Source organism: Turicibacter sp. TJ11 (genome assembly GCF_021497505.1).
Taxonomy (GTDB): Bacteria; Bacillota_I; Bacilli_A; order MOL361; family Turicibacteraceae; genus Turicibacter.
In genome coordinates this window covers 39,789-60,707 of sequence record NZ_CP069349.1, presented here as the reverse complement: position 1 = coordinate 60,707, position 20,919 = coordinate 39,789, and the positions used below count along the sequence as shown (strand labels likewise).

At 32.3% G+C, this 20,919-nt stretch carries 17 protein-coding genes; 3 read left to right on the top strand and 14 right to left on the bottom strand.

Annotated elements, in window-relative coordinates:
- Positions 1 to 183: 183 nt before the first annotated feature.
- A complete protein-coding gene (locus JRC48_RS00330; protein WP_235069892.1) occupies positions 184 to 1,959 on the bottom strand; it encodes a nuclease-related domain-containing DEAD/DEAH box helicase in 1,776 nt (591 codons plus the stop codon).
- Between the two features lie 116 nt (positions 1,960 to 2,075).
- On the opposite strand from JRC48_RS00330, the gene JRC48_RS00325 reads away from it, so the two are divergent.
- On the top strand, positions 2,076 to 3,266 hold the full coding sequence (locus tag JRC48_RS00325; RefSeq protein ID WP_235069807.1) for a transposase: 1,191 nt from the start codon (positions 2,076 to 2,078) through the stop codon (positions 3,264 to 3,266).
- A gap of 239 nt (positions 3,267 to 3,505) precedes the next feature.
- Here the strand turns inward: JRC48_RS00325 and melB are convergent, their stop codons facing one another.
- From melB to JRC48_RS00300, 5 genes are all read right to left on the bottom strand, one after another.
- On the bottom strand, positions 3,506 to 4,930 hold the full coding sequence (gene melB, locus JRC48_RS00320) for a melibiose:sodium transporter MelB (RefSeq protein WP_235069891.1): 1,425 nt from the start codon (positions 4,928 to 4,930) through the stop codon (positions 3,506 to 3,508).
- A 393-nt stretch (positions 4,931 to 5,323) separates the two neighbouring features.
- Positions 5,324 to 7,384 (bottom strand): alpha-galactosidase, encoded by a 2,061-nt coding sequence (locus tag JRC48_RS00315; protein WP_235069890.1) that lies wholly within the window; start codon positions 7,382 to 7,384, stop codon positions 5,324 to 5,326.
- A gap of 389 nt (positions 7,385 to 7,773) precedes the next feature.
- Positions 7,774 to 8,598, bottom strand: coding sequence for a carbohydrate ABC transporter permease (locus JRC48_RS00310; RefSeq protein ID WP_235069889.1), 825 nt, complete (start codon positions 8,596 to 8,598; stop codon positions 7,774 to 7,776).
- Positions 8,599 to 8,615: 17 nt separating this feature from the next.
- On the bottom strand, positions 8,616 to 9,542 hold the full coding sequence (locus JRC48_RS00305) for a carbohydrate ABC transporter permease (protein ID WP_235069888.1): 927 nt from the start codon (positions 9,540 to 9,542) through the stop codon (positions 8,616 to 8,618).
- A gap of 69 nt (positions 9,543 to 9,611) precedes the next feature.
- Positions 9,612 to 10,904, bottom strand: coding sequence for a sugar ABC transporter substrate-binding protein (locus tag JRC48_RS00300; RefSeq protein WP_235069887.1), 1,293 nt, complete (start codon positions 10,902 to 10,904; stop codon positions 9,612 to 9,614).
- 342 nt (positions 10,905 to 11,246) lie between these two features.
- On the opposite strand from JRC48_RS00300, the gene JRC48_RS00295 reads away from it, so the two are divergent.
- Entirely contained in the window at positions 11,247 to 12,107 is an 861-nt protein-coding gene (locus JRC48_RS00295) for an AraC family transcriptional regulator (RefSeq protein ID WP_235069886.1), read from the top strand.
- Positions 12,108 to 12,127: 20 nt separating this feature from the next.
- On the opposite strand, the gene JRC48_RS00290 is transcribed toward JRC48_RS00295, so the two are convergent.
- Positions 12,128 to 13,474 (bottom strand): MATE family efflux transporter, encoded by a 1,347-nt coding sequence (locus JRC48_RS00290; protein WP_235069885.1) that lies wholly within the window; start codon positions 13,472 to 13,474, stop codon positions 12,128 to 12,130.
- A gap of 160 nt (positions 13,475 to 13,634) precedes the next feature.
- Here JRC48_RS00290 and JRC48_RS00285 point away from each other — a divergent pair, with 160 nt between their 5' ends.
- The gene (locus tag JRC48_RS00285) at positions 13,635 to 14,771 is read left to right on the top strand and encodes an AraC family transcriptional regulator (protein WP_235069884.1); all 1,137 of its coding nucleotides are present in this window, start codon (positions 13,635 to 13,637) and stop codon (positions 14,769 to 14,771) included.
- Here JRC48_RS00285 and JRC48_RS00280 read toward each other — a convergent pair.
- The 7 genes from JRC48_RS00280 to JRC48_RS00250 form a co-directional block, all read right to left on the bottom strand.
- Positions 14,763 to 15,449, bottom strand: a complete 687-nt coding sequence (locus JRC48_RS00280) for a restriction endonuclease (RefSeq protein ID WP_235069883.1) — start codon at positions 15,447 to 15,449, stop codon at positions 14,763 to 14,765. The two genes, JRC48_RS00285 and JRC48_RS00280, sit on opposite strands and share 9 nt — an antisense overlap.
- A gap of 136 nt (positions 15,450 to 15,585) precedes the next feature.
- The gene (locus JRC48_RS00275; protein ID WP_235069882.1) at positions 15,586 to 16,236 is read right to left on the bottom strand and encodes an ABC transporter ATP-binding protein; all 651 of its coding nucleotides are present in this window, start codon (positions 16,234 to 16,236) and stop codon (positions 15,586 to 15,588) included.
- Between the two features lie 12 nt (positions 16,237 to 16,248).
- Entirely contained in the window at positions 16,249 to 17,808 is a 1,560-nt protein-coding gene (locus JRC48_RS00270) for an ABC transporter permease (RefSeq protein ID WP_235069881.1), read from the bottom strand.
- Between the two features lie 129 nt (positions 17,809 to 17,937).
- Entirely contained in the window at positions 17,938 to 18,714 is a 777-nt protein-coding gene (locus JRC48_RS00265; protein ID WP_235069880.1) for a type II CAAX prenyl endopeptidase Rce1 family protein, read from the bottom strand.
- Between the two features lie 175 nt (positions 18,715 to 18,889).
- Positions 18,890 to 19,264, bottom strand: a complete 375-nt coding sequence (locus tag JRC48_RS00260; protein WP_235069879.1) for a hypothetical protein — start codon at positions 19,262 to 19,264, stop codon at positions 18,890 to 18,892.
- A gap of 18 nt (positions 19,265 to 19,282) precedes the next feature.
- Complete coding sequence (locus tag JRC48_RS00255) at positions 19,283 to 19,795, bottom strand: hypothetical protein (RefSeq protein ID WP_235069878.1); 513 nt, start codon at positions 19,793 to 19,795, stop codon at positions 19,283 to 19,285.
- Between the two features lie 11 nt (positions 19,796 to 19,806).
- A complete protein-coding gene (locus JRC48_RS00250; protein WP_235069877.1) occupies positions 19,807 to 20,841 on the bottom strand; it encodes a ParA family protein in 1,035 nt (344 codons plus the stop codon).
- Between the last annotated feature and the right edge of the window lie 78 nt (positions 20,842 to 20,919).

Here is a 20,919-nt window from a genome sequence, read left to right as displayed (position 1 = left end):
ATATCGAAAAAGTTAATCGTTTACAACATTGATGTTACGTCTTTTTGACACACTTCTCCTCTTTAAGTTCTTCAGATGTCGGAAAAAAGGTGATGGTTTTATACATATTCGATGAAATTCATACACGAAAATGGTTTTTCCTAAAAATTACTTTAAAAATCCTAATGTTTAAGAACATTTTGATTATAAATTCTTACCTTTAATCAGTTTCTTTAATTCCGTTAAATATTTCCCCTGATCCGATGAGGTGCTATGAATGTATAATTTTTCAGATGCTCTTGTCATTCCGACATATAACAGTTTTCTTTTAATCTGATCGTTCATATCTTCACCTACATAAATCTTATCAATCCCTGTTAAAAAAACAACCTTAGCTTCTAATCCCTTTGAAGAGTGATACGTCGTTAAAATAATATTTTGATTATCACTTTCTATATCTTTGATATAGTCCATTTCATATTTAATTTCATTAGCGCTTTTTGTTTTTACACTGTAACAATAGCTTTTAGTTGGGCAAAGTATTAAGAAATCTTCGTTTTTATAGCCTTGTTTCTTTAATTCACAAATTTTATCTCCTATCATCTCTAGATTTCCAGTTAAAAACTCTACGCTTCCATCATTAACAGCAGTTAAGTCATGATTATTGAGTTCATCAATATAAAAGTTATTCACTTCTTTTTTTAGACGATCGTCATTTCTTAAAAACATTAAAGCTAGTGATAAGTGTTGCCTAGCACTTCGATAAGAAGTCTTTAAGAATTTAGAACGCCCTTGCATGTTAATACCAATCGCTTTCCAACTGATTTCATGACTATTATAAATACTTTGTAGTCGATCACCCGCTAAAAATATATTTTTTACTTTCTTTTCATTCCCCTCTACTGAATGTTCTTTACAAAGTTTTAAACAAAACGAAATCCAGTTCAGATAAAAGTCTTGATACTCATCTATTAAAATAGCATCATAAGTAGGCTTCGCTCTTTGACTTGCTAATCTAACCGATTCGTCCCTAAACCAAGTTACATTATCCATCTCTTGCGGTTTTTTGTGATAACCTGTGAGTTGAGAAACTTCTGAGTGAAAATTTTTAATGGTAATATTATCAAGATTCAACTCATTAATACCCGTTTCTTTAAGATTTTTAGACATTTGATTTAATTGACTATTAAGTTTATGACTAAGAGACTTATTGTACGTTAAAATTAGAATCTTCCAATCTGGATTTTCCTTAATTAAGTAAACTGCTCTAGCTAATAAAATAACACTTTTCCCGCTTCCAGGAACGCCTGTGACCATGTAATGACCAAAGGGAATTCTTTTAGCAAACTCCTCTTGTTCAAAATCTAATACCTTTATGTCTTGATTCGTTTTTGATTTTTCTAAACGCATTATCTCGATTTCAGGAAATAATGCGACTCGAATTTTATTTAAGTCTGTTAGCTTTAGCTTTTCTTCAATTTCTTCATGATTAAATAAATTTGATATCGTTAACTGGCTTAAATGATTTTTAAAAATATAGCCAACTTCTGATCCAATCAATAATCGTAACTTTTCATTAGATGGAGAGAGTTGATCTAGATTTGTAAAAATCACTCTCATACTTATCTCTTCTTCATCGATAAAATCAATATCCCGAGTGACTAATACCGCATGTAAAAGATTTTTATATCCTTTAATTTGCTTCGTTGGATTTTCACTCTCTCGATCAACAAGATAAACTTTAGTCTTACTAACCTCTTGAATATAGCTTTCTGACCAATCTTTAACCTCAATGATACAAATCCCCTTTTTTTCATCCATAATAATAAAGTCAGGACGCTTATTTCCGACTTTTGCTTGTACATAGATGTAGACTTCATAACCGATATCTTTATAAATTTTCTTCAATGTATTTAAAACAAGGGTCTCTCCTTTAGTTAATTCGATTCCTTTATTAATTAAAATACTATTAATGTGCAAAACTACTTCCAATTAATTTCCAGTTATAAAATACCAATGCAAAAAGAAAAAACATTAACTCAAATCCTTGTATAATTAAGTCTCGCACAACCAATTAACAAGGAGGAATTGAGTTAATGTTCATGGAAGGTATTATATCAGATTCTCATTCAATTTTCAAATTTTTAAAAGGGCTAGACTTAGACTTATTTCTATCGAAACCACAGTTTAGGCATCTTAACCATTTCCTAAATTTGATGATTAGTGAAACTTATACGGGCAAAATCTCTGCCGTTAAGCATTGTCATCGGACAACTTTTGGACGATTTTTAAATGATAGTTCCTGGGATGATGAGATGATTTCTAATCAAATTCAATCCTATCTTCTATCTTGCATTTACAATCGTTCACATCAAACAGGAAAACCTATTTACGTATTAGTAGATGATACAACATGTGTTAAAACTAAGCCCTCGTCACAGGCGACTTATCCTATTCAAGGATGTGGTTGGCACTACTCTCATCTTCATCATCAATACGTCTATGGCCATCAATTTGTTACCCTGATGCTTCAATGTGATGACGTCACCTTACCGTATCAAATCATTCCGTATGAGAAAGATAAACAGAGTAAAATTGAACTCGTTAAGGAGATTCTCACCACTTTACCTAAACCGCCTCATAAAGGATACATCCTAGCTGATAGTTGGTATACTTGTGAAACCTTATTCCAAATCGCTAATCAATTAGGCTTTTATTACTTAGGAGGAATCAAAACCAATCGAATCATTCTTCCGAAAGGCTATCGTCCGAAAGGGATTCAACTTAAATCATTTGCGAACACCTTATCCCTCAAAGATCTCGACTTAGTCACAGTTGGATCAGAGACCTATTATACTTATACATATGAGGGTCGAGTGAGAGGTGGCCATGTCGTCAAAATCATTTTGAGTTGGCCACAAAAGGCTCCACTTGAAGAAAAAGCCTTACGTTGTTTTATGAGTCATGATTTAAAATTGTCTGCTAAACAAATTCTTAAGCACTACACGAAACGTTGGCCCATTGAAATATTCTTTCGTGAAACGAAACAAAACTTTGGATTGGCTCGTTACCAAGTTCGAACATTAAAAGGGATTAAACGTTTGATGTTAATGATTCAATTCGTTTACCTGTATCTAAAGCGTGTAACTAAGACAGGGGATTGTATTGGCGAGAGTTTACGCGAATGCCAACGAAAACAAAAACAGGAATTAGTTAAGTTCATTTACATCAAAGCGCAAACCGGAGTAGGGTTAAATACCATTTTTGAAGAATTGAAAATTGCATAGAATCAGTGTATTTTCACCACATGGAAAATTTTTCTTAAAAACTGCACGTTAATAGTAAAATATTTATCGCCATTATGTTCCCCCTCTATTATTGCTTATACTTAATTTATATGTTCCTATTTTTAAGCATATGTGGTTCTCGACACTTTCTATCCCTCTCTTAATCATTCATGTTACGAATCTTTTTAGTAAACAAAAAAAAGACCTATAAGTCTTTATGACTTATAGGTCTTATCTTTTTATGCTTGAGCTGTTGCTCCTTTTAATCCAGCTGCTGAACTATGACGCTCTTCTAATTCTTTTAAGTTGTTACGAGCTTCTAATTCTGTTAATACTTCTTCGTGGAAGTCACCGTTTAATTTGTAGTATTTTTTGTAAATTACAAAGCATAATACGATAAATACGATTGGTGCAACTGTCATTAAACCTCGCATTCCTAAAATTGTTGTCGCTGATTGTTCTTGGTTTGCAACATACCCCATCATTTGTAATCCAACACCAATTGCCCATCCACTAAATGCTGATGCTGATTTTACTAATAATGTTTGGCATGAGAAGATAATACTTTCATTACGTGTTCCAAGTTTATATTCTCCATAGTCAACAACGTCAGCTAACATAACTGTTGTAGAACCTAGGACGAATCCTCCTCCACCACGCACTAAAATTGCTGATAAAATAACTAATAAAGCATTATCTGGAGCAAAAATACCTGATCCTAATAATCCTAGTAATCCAATTACAGGAACAAGACATCCAATTTTAAATAGTTTTTGACGACCAATTTTTTGTGCTAAGATTGGGAATAGTAATAATCCACCGATTTCAGCAAAACCTGCAAATCCATTATAGATTTTAAACATTCCCTCATTACCTGTCGCATACTTGAAGTAATAAAGTGCCATACCACCTAAAAGTTGTAACATTAAGTTCATACATAATACAACTCCGATGAATACTTTTAATTGATCATTTCGTTTAATAATATTAAATGTTTGTTTTAATGTAACACGTTCAGCTTTTTTACCAGAATCTTTTGCTTCTTTTGTTGAAGGTTCTTTTACATTAATACAAGTAATAGCTGATGAAATAATGAAAACAATTGCAATAATAAATGCTAATGATGCATAACCTTTAACTTTATCTCCTTGTCCTAACGTATCAACAAACGTTAAACCAAATGTTGCGATTGTTAAACCACCGATACTAGCAAAGATACGAGGAATAACAGCTACTTTTTCGCGCTCTGCTTTATCATTTGTTAAAGATGGAATCATCGACCAGTAAGGAATATCCATGATTGTATATGTCATTCCCCATAAGATATACATAACTGAAAAATATGCATATAATGGTACACCATCTAAGTCTGGCTTTTTAAATAAGAAGATAAGTACCACAGCATTAAGAATTGTTCCAATTAAAATCCATGGTCTAAATTTTCCCCATTTTGTTTTTGTATTGTCAACTACCATTCCCATCATTGGATCGTTGACTGTATCCCAGATGCGAGCAATTAAGAATAAGGTTCCAACAAATGCTGGAGCTAATCCAACAACGTCAGTAAAATAAATCATTAAATAAGTACCTACAATACCATAAACTAAATCCTTACCAAGTGCTCCTATTCCATAAGAGTACTTTGCTTTTGCAGTTAATTGCATATTAAACTCTCCTTTTTTACTCTTTACAACCCGTCCCTCTCTTAAGTTGTAATCGATTTCATCTCTCTCATGTTTATAATATACTACATTTGTAATCGTTTTACAATATCTTTATAGTAAAAAAAGGTATTTTTTTACTCCATAAATAAGCAAAAGTTTACTTACTTTAAAGTAAAACCACAAAATGGATAATAACAAATGTTCTATTAGCAACATTCCTACTCTAATTTTAAATAAAAATGACTTATGATTGATTGGTTTAATGCATTAAGATAAACTATGAAGATCTTCTCTTCTCAATGATCATCCCTTTTCATCCAAATAAAAAATACAGCTAGTGATAGCTGTATTTTTTATTTAGTCTGAATTCATTACTCATTAAACTAAAAATGATTATGCTTTTTTAAATTTGATAATTGTACTTGCGTAATCTCCACTTAATTTAACATCAATTCCATGATTCATTAAATATGATCCTGATTTTTGCATGTTTGTTCCCGCTAATGTGAAATCATATTTTGCTTTTGCATCTAATCCACGTAACTTGATACGCACACCTGTACGAGAAATTTGTGTTTGTGGTAAGAATACGAATAAAGCAGCTTCTGTTTCGTTAGCGTATTCATAGCAATAGTAGTTATTGCTTGAAGCATGTTGTAAACGATAGAAATCACCATTTTGTACAACTTCACGAATTTGTTTATATTCTTCGATTAGCTCTGCTGATAATTTCATTTCTTCTTCAGTGAATTTTAGGATATTACATCCCATTCCTAACGTTCCCATCATCGCACTGTGGAATTTAAATGTTAATGGAATTGTTGAACGATTATTAGCATCAGTTACCCATGCGCGCATCGCTTTAATTGGATACACATATGAATAAGTGTTTTGAATCGTTAAACGATCGTATGCATCTGTATTATCACTTGTCCAGAAGTCATCGAATGAAGCTTCTAACATTCCATAATCAACACGTCCCCCACCTGATGCACAAGCCTCTAATAATAAGTGAGGATACTTTGCTTTCACACGACGTGCGATGTTATAAACTGCTTCAATGTGACGAATCCACATATCTCGTGAAATACCTGTTTGTGAAATTGGTCGGTTTGCATCCCATTTAATATAGTCGATATCATATTTTGATAATAAATCATCGATCATATTGAAAATGAACTCTTGAACTTCTGGTAAAGTTACGTTTAAAACCATCTGATTACGAGAGGTATCGTTCACACGATTTTCAAAATGATAAATCCAATCTGGATAATCTTTTAATAATTGTGTTGGTGGGTTAACCATTTCTGGCTCAATCCAAATTCCAAACATCATTCCCATTTCTTTGACTGCTTGAATTAACGGATTTAATCCTTCAGGGAACTTATCTTCATTGACATACCAATCCCCTAATCCATCAGCATCACTGTGGCGTTGTCCAAACCATCCATCATCAATAACGAATAATTCAACACCCATTTCTTTTGCTTTTTTAGCTAAGGCAATTTGCTCATCGCAATGAACGTCAAACTCTGTTGCTTCCCATGAGTTATAAAGAACAGGACGAACTCCTTCACGAAGGACATTTTGTTTAGCATAATCATGCATATGGTGACTCATCGCTTCAAATCCTTCATTTGTATAACCAAAAATCATAGCTGGTGCTACAAACTCTTCACCTGGTTTTAAAGTAATTAAACAATCATGAGGATTAATTCCCATTTGAACTAATGTTCCCCCATAAGGACGTGGCTCAATAATTGTTGAGAAGTTTCCACTTAATTTTAACGCACCAAAATACACTTCTCCCTCTGTTTCAGTTGCTTGACGATCTAAAACAAAAAATGGGTTATGATTATGTGTTGAAATTCCACGACGGTTTTCTAACACAATTTTTCCTTGTCCTAATGGTTGTTTGAACTCTTGAAGCTCGGCTAACCAGTGACCATGAGATGATGTTAATGTTAAATCCTGATAAGGAATATGAAGTTGAGCTGAATGAATTTTTTCAATTTCAATAGCAGATTTCATATTATTTTTAACCGAAACTGTGCGCTCTATTAAGTCTTGGGCTTCATAAACTTTATAATGTAAATTAAACTCAAAGTTATAATGAACATCTTTTAAATGAATGATTAATTCATTTTCATTTTTTGTATATCCCATATAGCGATACTCGATATCACGTGTTTGATCAGCGAAAATCACCTTTAAACAGTTTTCTTTATATCGCATTCCCCCGAATACCGGATACTCTTCATCTGTTAAATCAAGAATTGGATCATTACTTGATATCTCTGATAATTCAGGAACTTCAAAATCTGATAATTCATCGATTTTTGGTCCCCAATATAAGTGGCGTAATAAGCCTAAATTATCTACCGCGAAGGCATATGTCGTTTTGGCAGTTTCGATACCAAAAACTAAACGTTTTTCATCAATTAAAAATCCCATATTTTTCTCCTCTCAACGCTACTTTTTATTTTAGATAACGTTTTCCAAACTGATTATAATATAGCTATTAGGTTAATTCAATGTTTTTTACTAAATTTTTACCAATTCTATTTCTTTAATTAGTTAAATTAAAAATCTAACACTTTAACAGGTTTGTTCATTAAGAACATAAAACTTTTCCTAATCTTTCTCCTCTTTTGACTTAACATTTTAACATCTCCTTAATCATCTATGATTTATCTTATCACTGACTATTCAAGGTTTCATTTATTATCAATAATCTCTAACTAAATACTGAAGCAATCTCAGATCAAATACTGATGATCCAAAATAAAAAGACTAGCTAAAGATGCTAGTCTCTCATTCATTAATAAGTTATTTCATATGGACTATAGTTTCCCACCTGTTGTCGCAATTCCCTCAATAAAACGACGTTGGAACACGATAAAGATTAATAACATTGGCCAAATAGCAAGTAATGATCCTGCCATTAATTGTGGGAAGTTCGTTGAGAATTGTCCTTGTAATGAAGCTAATCCAGCTGATAATGTCATTTTATCAATTGACATATTAACGATTAATGGCCACATTAAATCTTTAAACGCAAATAAAGCAGTAAAGATTCCTAATGCCACTAATCCTGAATTCGCTAGTGGTAACATAATTCTAAAGAATGTTCCACCAATGCTACATCCATCAAGTTTTGCGGCTTCCTCTAATTCTTTTGGAATTCCCATAAAGAACTGACGAAGTAAGAAAGTTCCAAACGCACTCACAAATCCCGGAATAACTAAAGCTGTTACCGTATTTAAAAGTCCTAATTTTTGAATTAATAAGAACTGTGGAATAATAAACAGCTGTCCTGGAACCATCATTTGTAATAAGACTAGTGAGAATAAGAAGTTTTTTCCTGGAAACTCTAAGCGAGCAAAAGCATAAGCTGCCATCGCACTAAATAAAACAGATCCAAGCACACGGAAAACTAACATTAAAATCGTATTAATATAAAATTTATCAAAAGGTAATAATCGCATTACCTCTGTATAGTTACTCAACTGTACTGACTCTGGGAAAATTTTTGGTGGCATTTGTGTCGATTCTGCCAACGTTTTAAATGAAGTTAACACCATCCAAACAAATGGTAAAATCATAATAACAGCCCCAAGAATCAGTACAATATGAATAAGAAGATTTCCTTTTTTTATTTTTTTCATGACGATATCCCCCTATTTTAATAATGTACCCATTTCTTTTCAACCTTAGATTGAATAAATGTAATAATCATAATAATGGCTAGTAATAACATAATAATGGCTGATCCATAGCCCTTATCGTTTACTGTAAATGAATGTTGATAGAATAAATAAACTAACGATTGTGTACTTTCAAGAGCCATACTTGTTTTATCAATCATCATAAAAATAGTATCAAAGACTTGCATTGCACTAATAATGCTTGTCACCACAACAAAATACATCGTTGGAGAAACTAATGGTAACGTAATCGTAAAGAATTGGCGAATTGGACCTGCCCCATCAATACTTGCCGCTTCGTAATAATCTTTTGGAATTTCTTGAAGTCCTGCTAATAATAAAATCATGTTATAACCAATGGCACTCCAAATCCCAACAATGGCAATTGCAATTAACGCAAAGTTAGGATCACTAACCCATTGAGGTCCTTGAATTCCAACTAATTGTAATAAGTAATTAATTAACCCGAATTCAGAGTTAAATAACCATTTCCAAACCATAGCGACTGCAGCAGGAGCAGCGACCATTGGTAAGAAGTAAATCACGCGATATAAACTTTTTCCTTTAATTTTTTGATTTAATAACACTGCAACAATTAAAGATAAGGCAACCGTAATTGGAACAACAATGACCGCATATTTTAATGTATTTCCAGTTGCTTGCCAAACCGCTGGATCATTGAATAATCGCTTATAGTTTTCAAGTCCTGCCCACGTATGAGCCCCAAAATCTCCTGTTTTTTGAAAGCTTAACATTAATGTTTCAAACACAGGGATTAAATTCAAAATAATTAAACCAATAATGGTTGGAGCAACTAATAGATATCCCCACATCCATTCATTATATTTTGCGTTACTTAATTTAGCAGCAGGCTTTGAGTCTGCTTTTTTAATTGCAATCGCCATACTATCTTCTCCCCTTATTTTTAAGAGGTAACCATCCTTACGAACAGTTACCTACTTATACACTCTCTTTTATTGTTCTTCTGCTAAAATCGCATTAATTTCTTTAACTAATTGATCACAAGCATCTTTAACTGATAAATCCCCTGACCAAACTTTTCTTAACACTTCCATCTCTACTTTTTCCCATTTAGCTGTATTTTTTGTATATGGTTTAATATATCCATACGCTAACATATCGACTAATCCTTGTGTTTCAAAATTGTTTTGAGTCGTTGCATCTACCCATGCTTGTTGAGTACTAATATAAGCTGGAATGGCTGATTTATATTCACCTTGAATTCTATTTGCTTCTTCAGAACCTAAAAATTCAATAAATTTAATCGCTGCTTCTTTATTTTTTGTATTAGCAGCAACTGAATTTCCTAAACCATTATAAATAGTTGCACGCCCTGCTGGACCTTCAGGTAACACTGAAACAGCACAATTTTGGGCCGTATATTCATTTGTAATGAACTCTGCATACATCCAAGATCCAAATAACCCCATAGCCACTTTTCCAGATGTAAATAAAGTTGAGTTTCCATTTTCAGCAAACTGTGTTTGAGATGGAGATACTTTTTCAACTAAACTTAAGTTTGCATACCATTGTAAAGCTTCTTGTGTTTCAGGTAATGAATAACCTGATTCTGTTTTATCATTAATCAAAACGTCTCCACCATTTTGATAAATATAGTTAAATAAATTTTCCTCTGTATTAAGTGGCGCATTTAATCCATAAATTCCTTTTTCTTCATCAGTTAACTGATGTGCAGCTTCTAATAAATCATCCCATGTCCAATTTTCATTCGGATATTCAACACCCGCTTCATCAAATAATGTTTTGTTGTACCATAGTCCAATCGTTGATACATCTTTTGGAATAGCAATTTGTTGTCCATCAACGTTATATAAATCAACAATTCCTTCAGTAAACTGACTCATGTCTAAGACATCACTATTTTCAATGACCTCATTTAAATTCATTAACATTCCACTTTGAGCATAACGAATATGTTGGCTTGAATGCATCCAAAATACATCTGGCATTGATCCACCTGTTGCAGCAGCTTCAAGTTTTGTCCAATATTGATCCCAAGGTGTCACTTCTACATTCACCTTAATATCAGGATTTTTCGCTTCGAATGCATCAGCAATAGCTCTCATACCAGGTTCTTGACCTTTATCCCAAATTGAATAAGTGATCGTTGAATTACCTCCTGAAGGAGTTCCCTCTTCACTATTATTACTACATCCAACTAGACTTGACACAAAAATTGATGTTAATCCCACTGCTCCTAATACTTTTTTAAAGTTCTTTTTCATTGTTATTCCCCCTCAAATAATTAATAAAAGAACAGATTCTTTTATTTAACTAAAATAAAGCTATACAAAAAGTTTTTACTAAATCTCTCCTCAAATATTTATCTCATTTATAAATATTTTATTAAAAACTCTCTGTAAAGGTTTACACTGTTATGATATTATATTTATGCTATGAAAAACATGGCTTAATGTTAGCCATTCCTGTTAAATTGTGAGAATAACTGAAACCGCTATCTTTTTGTTGTTTAGTGAAAATTTTAGTTATCTTTTTGAAGTGAAAAATGCTTATTTTTAATTAAGTAATCAGGCAACATCTACGTGTTTATTTGAGGGGGAAATAAAATGGACCATGTTAAGTATGTTAAGGAACAAGCCTTTGCCTATCTTGAGCCACTACAAAAAAACTCCGTTGATTTATTTTTATGTTATTGTGGTTTTGAGAAGTGTCACCCTGGATATGGCTTTGGTCCAGCTGTTCGTGCGGAATATCTCATTCACTATATCCTTGAGGGGGAAGGAACCTATCACGTGAATGGAAAAACGTATCATTTAGTGAAAAATCAAGGATTTCTCATTTTACCTGATAAAATCACTTATTACGAAGCCGATCAAAACCATCCTTGGCAATATATTTGGATCGGAATCAATGGCGTTAAAGCCTCACATTATCTTAATTATGCAAATTTAAATGAAAACAACTTAATTTTTAATTTTGAAGATAGTTCACGATTAAAGGATTACGTCTTTCAGATGTTAGAGTTAGATTGCTATACCCATGCTAATGAATTAAAACTCCAAGCGCTTATTTATCAATTCTTTTCTGCTTTAACAGAAGCTAATCATCAGGTCGCATCACCTTATAAAACAAAAGGAAGCGAAATTTACTTACAACAGTCTCTTCAATACATCCATAGTAATTATTCTAATCCTATTAAAATTAGTGATATTGCTGAATTTGTTGGAATTAACCGCAGTTATCTCACAAATATCTTTAAAGAAAAATTGAGCATCTCACCTCAAGAATATCTCGTCAATCATCGCCTGATGATTGCCTGTGAAATCTTAAGGCAAACAAATCTTCCTGTTGCACATATTGCTAAAGGTGTTGGCTATACTGACCCTTTTGCCTTTTCAAAAATTTTTCGTAAACATAAAGGAGTCAGTCCATCACAATATCGAACACAAAAAAACCTCGACGATTAATTGATCGACGAGGTTTTTTATTAAGCTTTCATTAATTTATTTGTTGTTTTGATACTGTCTTTTTTAAATAAGAAGACAACAATTAAAATCGTTAAGATTTCTGCGACTGGAACAGTCATCCAAACACCACTAATTCCAATAAATTGTGGTAACGTCATAATTCCTAATAGAATAAAAATCATACCACGACAAATCGCTACGATAATTGAAGATAGTGCATCTCCAATTGATGTAAAATATCCTGAAAATAAAATATTTAATCCATTAAAGAAGAATGTGAATGCATAAATTTTTGAACCGTGTAAAGCTAAATCTATAACCGCTTGATTATCGCTAACGAATAACATAATTAACGATTTACCAAATAAGAAAATTAACATAAATAATAAAGTTCCCATAATGATGGCCATCTTACATGATAAATTCATCATTGCTTTAACACGATCATGTAACTTAGCTCCATAGTTATAGGAAATAACAGGACCAATCCCTGCTGATACACCAGAAACAATTAATGAAGCAAATAATGAGATATAACTAATCGCAGTAAAGGCTGATACCCCTTCTTCACCAGCAATTTGCATGAATGCCATATTAAAGACAAATGTTGAAATCGCAGCTGCAAGTGATGAAACACCTTCAGAAGATCCATTATATAATAATTGAGTCGTATACTTCGCATTAAATGTTCCCGTAAAGAAGTTTAATACCGTTGATTTTTTCATAAATGGAATCGCTACAATCACAAATGAAGTCGCAAACGATAATCCTGTGGCAATGGGTGCCCCAACAATACCTAATTGTAGTTGTTTAATTAATACATAGTTTAAAATAATATTAGCAAATAAACTGACAATTGAACTTACTAAATAAACATTTGGCTTTCCGATGCAACGAACAAAGATTCCTAAAATAAATGAAAGACCAATAAACGGTGCAAATAAGGCTAACACCTTAATATACGTTGATGTATCGGCAAGTAACACATCATTAGCACCTAAAAATCTTGCTAACTGCTCACTGAAAGTAAATCCTAAACATAAAATCACAAGTGATAAACCAATCATGAACAAGCAAGCTGATTTAAAAATATCTTGTGCTCGTTTAATCTCACCTTCACCTAAACTTCGCCCAATATAACTTACACCACCGATTCCAATGATTAAATTCATTCCAATCATTAATTGCATAAATGGAGCCGCAATATTTACACTAGCCATCGCATTTGTTCCAACAAAGTTTCCTAAGAAGACTCCATCGATCATACTTTGAACCCCAGTAATGGTTAATGATAAAATGGCAGGAATTGAAAACTTAAGAAATAATCTAGAAATCTTTTCAGTTCCTAATATGTTATCTTGCATCATCTATATACCCTCCTAATTAAACGCTAATTTTTAATGAAAGAGCCATAAAAAAAGCTCAATCATTTGCATTTGAGCCTGAATTATATTATCATTTATGATTAATAATATTTAGTATAATTATGACTTTTTTATAATTATTTTGACGCAAAAAGGAGAGTATATGACGAATTACGACAATTCATTAGACCAAATCGCTTACATCAAAATGCTAATTGAAAAAACGTTAAATCAATCCGTTACTATGATTAATTCAGATTATAAAGATTTAACTTCAAATACTGTCTTTAATCATGAAATAGTAAACGAGATCGACTTCAATCATCCGATTTCCACTCCTCAAATCAAACTTCACTCTCTAAGCGAAAGCTTCATTATCATTCATTACATTAAAAAAAATAAACTGATCGGTACTTTTATTGTCGGTCCTATCAGTTATGAAAACACCTCATTGAATCAACTCATTCATCAAGCGATGTTGATTTACTATTTACTTTATCAAAAAGAATTATCATTTGAAGCTGTTTTAGAAGCTAACTTTTATAGCACGGAAATGTTTGAAGAGATTGAAGATAAGTTTCAAACAGATTTTACTCACCTTCGTATCCATGACCATATTGATGGTCCTTTTATTCCACTTTATTATGAACGAGAGTTACTATCTTATGTTAAGCACGGAAATACTGATAAGCTCATTGAAATCATTGATAAATTAGTTCCTAATCAATCAACCATTGATTACTTAAATGAAAATCCTATTCAAATTTTACAAGCGATGTTAACGACTTTAATGGTGCTTTCCATTCGAAGTGCCATCACAGGTGGATTACCTACCGCGCTAGCTTACAAGCTAATTACTTATTATTTAAATCAAATTCAAAAAACCTCAACGATTCATCAGCTCAATCAATTAAAAATAACCATCTTAATGGATATTACTTCTCAAATGAAACAAATCAACAAAACGAAAATTTCTCGTCCTATTTCAGATACTATTTTTTATATTGAAAAAAATCTTTATCAAAATATCTCGCTCACTGATATTTGTGAAAATCTACATTTCAATCCAAGCTATCTTTCTCGACTATTTAAAAAAGAGATGAATTTAACCATCTCTGAGTTCATTCTTATGGAAAAAATAGAAGAAGCTAAACGATTACTGATTCTTTCTGAACACTCTATTTTAGAAATCTCAATTCTTCTTCACTTTACTGATCAAAGCTATTTCACTAAATCCTTTAAAAAAGTAACCGGAGTTACACCAAAGGTTTATCGAAATCAGTGTAAATTACTAACTTAACATTTGTCTTATTAAGGGATCCTGCGCTTTTCGAGTGGCAAGTACAATGAGTTTATCTAAACCTTCACCATCTATACAATTAATTTGATGAGCTTTTGCTAAGTCAAGCGCAGCTGAAGTAAAAGAAGTTGTTGTGATAAATAATCCTTCTTTAATATCACTTGCAAGCATTACCTCATGTAAGGCTTCAATCGTTTCTTCAGTAATGACTTCATCTAGCCCATTGTGCTGACATAAGATATAAATTTTATTTCCCGATGGAGTGATGGCACTAATCCCTCTTTCGTCGCTTAAACCAATTTGATCAATTCTCACATCTTTATACTGCATTAACCGAAGCAAATCAGCACAGTAAGCCCTAAACTGAATCGATGGAATTTGCTTAATGTCATAATGCATTAACCGTAAACAACGCTCATAATCTGTCATTATTTTTTGATTATAACGAATGTTTGTTTCGAGTTCTTTCATTTCAGAGTCCTCTAAATTAATCGCCCAAACCACAGACATTGCAAACAAAGGAAAGACAATTAAAAACCACCAAAGAGGAAGATTCGCAAATGCTTCAACAAACTTAATGAAAAAACGTTGAAAATGAAAATACGTTGCCCAAGCAAAACAACCCATTATAATGAATCCTAGCCAATGCTCTACTTTACTTTCATTTAAATCTTTCATTTAATCACACCCTTCCTAGTGATTTTATTTTGGAAACCTAGAAACGATTTATTCAGTAACCCGTAAATAATAAAAAAAATTAAAATTAATCGATTCCATTAAAAAACCTTTCATCTACGGATGAAAGGTTTTTAGTCTATTTTACTTTCTTTAAATTAGATAAATCATACACATGATCAGCTGCTTTAGCGACTTCTGGTGTATGAGTAACTAAGATGACACATTTTCCTTGCGCCGCTAATCCTTTTAGAATTTTAATAATTTCAGCTTCTGTTTCACCGTCTAAGTTTCCAGTTGGTTCATCGGCTAAAATAATTTCTGGTTGATAAGATAGAGCACGAGCAATGGCTACACGTTGTTGCTGTCCACCTGATAATTTTAAAATACGACGGTTCGCTTTTTCTTCATCTAAACCGACACTGTTTAATAGATCATAAACATACTTCTTTTTATCAGGGACATGAAATTTTGCAATATCCATCGACAAGCTCACATTTTCAAAGGCTGTGAATTTCGTTAATAAGTTAAAGCTTTGAAACACAACGCCAACATACTGACTACGAAAATCATACTTATTTATTTTTTCAATATCTTTCCCATCATAATAAACCTTTCCCGTCGTTGGAGCAGCTAATCCTGAAAGAACTGATAATAGTGTTGTTTTTCCTGTACCTGAACGCCCAATGATCGCATATACTTTTCCTTTTTCAAATTCTAAATTTAAGTCTTTAAAGATTGGTTTTTTATCATAAGCAAAACTAATATTTTCAAGCTTTAATACTGACATACGCCTCACTCCTTAATCACGGTTTGATAAGATTTTTAACGGTTCATAACGCATAATAAAAATAATGGATACTGCACTAGCTGCTAATGTTAAAATCATTCCGATTCCTAATAACTGCATTAATACGGTAAAATCAGTCGCCGATGTCACACTCGAAATATAATCAATATTAGCCATAGGCTGACCTTTTCCTCCGATCATCTCTTTGTTTCCAGTTGGACGTCCAAATGAAGATTCAGCCTGCATCATTTGATGACTTTGTGCTTCAATTTGTGAAGCTAACAATGTATTTGTCACTGGTACAGAGGAAACAGCTCCAATTCCTGCTCCAATTAATAAAGCAATAATCGTAATCACAAAACTTTCAACTAAAAATTGTGCTGCTACTTTTGATTTTTTCATTCCAATAGCCGTTAAAACACCAATTTCATATTTACGTTCACGAACATTAAAAATATTTAAAACGACTAAAATAATCGCTCCAATTCCAAAGACAACCGCTAAGAAATAACCTGCCATTTGACTTAAATTTTCAAGCGGTAATAAACTTTGTTCGTATCTTGTTAAGTCAGCTGAAGAAACGGTATAAGTCTCATCTAATCCTAACTCACGAACCTCATCTTCAAAAGCATAATAACTTTCAACATCTGCAAACACATAAGTTCCTGAAACTTGAGATGGAATCGCTGTTGTCGTTTCCATTCCTGTTGTTTCATCGGTTGAAATAACAGCTGTTTGTGAAGAAGCTTCTGAAATTAATTCAACAGCATGATAGCTCATGTAAATACGGTTTGCGGGATCATTTGCTGAAGAAAATCCTTGCATGACTTCACTACTTGTTGCAGTCGATTGACTGTTGTTATAAATTCCAACAATGGATAACGTATACGATTCTTCCTCATTATTCGGATTAACAACTGTCATGGTATCTCCAACAACTAAATTGTTATAAGTGGCTAATTCATCAGAAATAATACAATCTAACGCTTCAGTTCCTTCTTCAAACATTTGCCCCTCTGTTAATGTTGAGGTTCCAGCTAAAAAATCTGTCATGGCTTCATCTGAACTATAACCAATAATCGTGAAATCTCCTTGAACACCCATTCCACCTTTTGCAAAACCGCCTCCTTTTCCACTTTCCATTTGAGGCATTTGCATTCCTTCTCCTTGAATCATATTTGAATCCGCAGTCGAAGTGGAATTTGAAATAGCTTCAACTTCATCTGTTCCGTTTAATGAAATGGTAGCTGTATAATAAAAAGATTTTACCGTTGATGCCTTGGCATACGTTTGCATTTCTTCAATCGTTAAATTGGGAATACTCATCATTTGTGATTTATCAAATCCCCCTTCACCCATCATTGACTGTTGCATCATCGATTGACGATCCACTGTAATTTGTGCCGTCACACTCAAAGACTCTAACGTCTGTTCTCTTGCCTGCTCTGCAGCCTGACGAATTGAAAGTCCAATACAACAAGAAACTGAAATAACTAAAACAATCAGACCAATTAAAATATTTCTCCCCACTGAACGGGTGAGACTCTTCCATGCATTTTTCAATAAATACATCTACATATCCTCCTTGCCAATTAACTATTAATTTCCTAGATTCGGTAGTTATCATAAACGACCTATCTTAAATCAAACTTAAATTAAAAGCTAAAAATACGAAAAAGCATACAAAAAAAGATGACAACGTCATCTTTGCATCTTAATTTTCATTCCAAATCCAAATCGGCTGATTAGCCAAACTCCTATTAATAACATTAAAAATTGAAAATGAATCCCTTCTAACTCTTGTGTTAACTCTAAAGAAACAATAAAATCTTGTAATCCATGAGCAATCATTAATGGAAGAATCGTTTGATACTTAAATAGAAAGTAAAAATAAACGACAGAACTCATTCCAATAATTAAGGTAATATTTAACCACTGACTATAATTATAATTCACATGCAATAACCCAAATAATAAACTCGTTAATAAAACTGAAATGATACAAGAAATGAGCTTTTTACCACTGATCTTTACCCCAAACCAATAAACAAATAAAAACACACAAAACTTAAATAACTCTTCTCCAATTCCAACTAAGCAATAACGAGAAAAATGATTTAAAACATATTGCCATGAAAGCTCATATGAGTATTGGTCAAGTAATTGAGGATCATTCGCTGCTAAAAAATAGCCTGTTAGATTCTCCACTAAAATACAAGTAATATAAACCGTTCCTGTCATCCCAATTAAATTAATTATTCCCGATGATTTATTATAAAATGGACCAATTTCTTCAAATCCAACAGTCACCGAAAATAATAAAAATAATCCTAAATAGACTAATAAAACTAAATCAGGTCGAGAAGTAAATGACAAAATTGGTGTTGTTAAAATCGATAAAAATCCCATAACCATAAAAAAATATAACATCGGATGTTTAATGAGTGGCATGGTGACCATTTTTTCTTTTATTCCCATATCTATTCTCCTTTCACTCTCTCATTTAATTATAGAAAGCAAATGAAAGAATAGAAGTCAGTCGACAAAAAAAGTAACTATCTCTTTTGTGACATTCATTTATTGAATCATCTGATTAATTTGAGAAACAATCACCTTTTAAAAATTAAAAAACCCTATGACTAGGAGTTTACCTTTAAAAGCTATTTTTATAAATTTCAAAAAAACGTGAAATCTCATAACCTTGATCAATAATCGTCTCATCTTCATGACTTAACTGCCAACCATAATAGCCATAAGAACGCCAATTTAGCTTCGTAATTGGAAATAAATAATACTCCTCTTGAATCGCTTTAAACCCCTCTTTGTAATCCTGAGTGACTTGATCAAAAGCCGCATCTGGATCAATAAATACAGGTTTCCCCTCAATACTCACTCCTATCTTATATGCCTCATCTCCACCAAAATCACTTGCTAATAAAGTTGTATCATATTCATCAATTGCGACATTTTGAGGATTCATACACCCTCCTAAACATAAACAGATTAAAACACTCAACAAGATTTTCACCTAACATCCCCCTAGATTCTATAAGGCTCTTTCATAAATCTCATTCATTTTTTGAGTTTCAATAACTTTCCATAAGTTTTGTAATAAATACTTTCTTTGCTCCACTTTATTTTTTCCTCTTAACTCCTCATCCAGTAACGCATATCCTAAAAACTTTAATTGATCCACCTTTAGTTTCTTCAAATCAATCTGCTCGATGATACTGTAAGCCTCTTCTAGATGAGTAGTTAAAGCTTGAGTAAATCGTTCTTTTTGATTCATCTCTAAAAAAGCTTTTAACTCCTCTGTCATTTCATGATTAGAATACAAATAATTATAATAACATTTTCCTAATATTTTAATATTAGGTTTTTTATTCGGTTTTTTCGGATTAGTTTCTTGTTTAGATAATTGTTGAAAAAAATCTTCAATACTTAATTTTTCATAAGGTTTTAAATAATGAATAAACTGTTCAACTTCTTTACAAAAATCACCACTAATCATCTTGTGAATCTGTTGATATGTTTTAAGAGCATTAATTATTTTTTTCATTTCAATTCTCCTTATAAAACATCTGTTATATTTCTAGCATTAGGTGATTTTTTAATACCTAAGCGATCCAATATTTCAAACACAAGACTTCCATACGAGACATTAGTTGCATTCTTTAGCTTATTATTACTACTTGTAAAACAACATTCTCCCATATCAATAGCACGTGAAACATCAATCTGATTATAGATAATTGAATTAAATAATTTATTTGAATATTTTTTATTCAGTTTTTCCCTTGCTGAATCTGTATTTGATCCTGACTTTTTCAACGTTTCAAAAATTCCTAGTAACTGTGGTCTCCCTTTTTTTAATAATGATAAATAGGAGCTGTCAGGTGATAACTGAATCATTGTTTCATATTCATTTAAAATACTATTAATAAACGTATTTTCAATAATATTAGTCACATGATCAACACCTTGACTTCCCATATCATCCATCACTGCCGGTACTAAATAATAATCAGAAACTAATAAAGCATTTTGTGTAATGATGTTATTTGAAGGTGGGCAGTCAAAGATAATAAAATCGTATTGCGTTTCAAGTTCATACTCTTTAATAAACCTAGATAAAATAGTTGTTTGCTTTAATTGAGCATGTGAATCATAACTATACTTACAACGAATATCTCCTTCAAGCTCATCTAATCCTCGAATATATCCTTTTGTTGTTGCCATATACATTGACGCTGGTATAAAGTCGCATCCCTTTAACTTCAAGTGATTTCCTGTATAAAAATCTTTCTTAATTAATTTATTTAAATCTATTTTATAATTAAAATCGATAATATCTTCATTCAAATTGGTCCGAAATACATGATTAATCGTTTCTACTTCTGTTAAATTGCTGATTCCCGATCGCTGATAACTATTCGTATAAGCTCTCATGCACGCTCGACTCAACGAACATTGTGGGTCTAAATCAATGAGTAGTACTTTATTTTGATTTAAAAAGTTAAGTCCCGCTGCAATATTAAAGGCACTGACCGTCTTTCCAACGCCTCCTTTGTAGTTGATTATTGAGATAATCTTTGCTTTTTTCATTTCTATCCCCCCAATTCAGTATATTATATTAACTTAATCGTCATTTCATGTTAAGATGAAAGAAGAAATCCCCTAAAG